This is a genomic window from Pseudoalteromonas sp. RB2-MNA-CIBAN-0110, from assembly GCF_040309305.1.
GTDB lineage: Bacteria > Pseudomonadota > Gammaproteobacteria > Enterobacterales > Alteromonadaceae > Pseudoalteromonas > Pseudoalteromonas arctica.
Genome location: NZ_JBEOOQ010000116.1, coordinates 1 through 334 on the forward strand (window position 1 = coordinate 1; position 334 = coordinate 334).

Genomic DNA, 334 nt, shown 5'->3' on the forward strand with positions numbered 1-334 from the left:
AGTCTATACAGTGTATGAAAAAGACGCTTAGATACAACTACAGGCTAAATCCTACGCCAGAGCAAGAAGCTAAACTCGTTGAGTTTGGCGCGACAGCGCGTGGCATTTGGAACTTATTGTTGTCTGAGAACATGCGTCGATACGAGCACGATAAAACGTTTTTGTTTTACAAAGACATGGCCTCACTACTTAAAGATATCAAGACGTTCGAAGAGTTTAACTGGATCAAAGCATTCGATTCTGCGGCAGCTCAACAAGTTGCCCGCGACCTGGAATTAGCGCTCAAGAATGTTTTTACTAAAGGTCGCTTGCAACGCTTTCCAAAGCACAAGAT

At 43.4% G+C, this 334-nt stretch carries 1 protein-coding gene; it reads left to right on the top strand.

The genetic code is table 11. The features are described 5' to 3' along the window. Positions 1 to 14: 14 nt before the first annotated feature. Positions 15 to 334, top strand: a 320-nt coding sequence (locus AAEY68_RS20780; RefSeq protein WP_350586795.1) for a helix-turn-helix domain-containing protein, incomplete at its 3' end; no start/stop codon positions are given.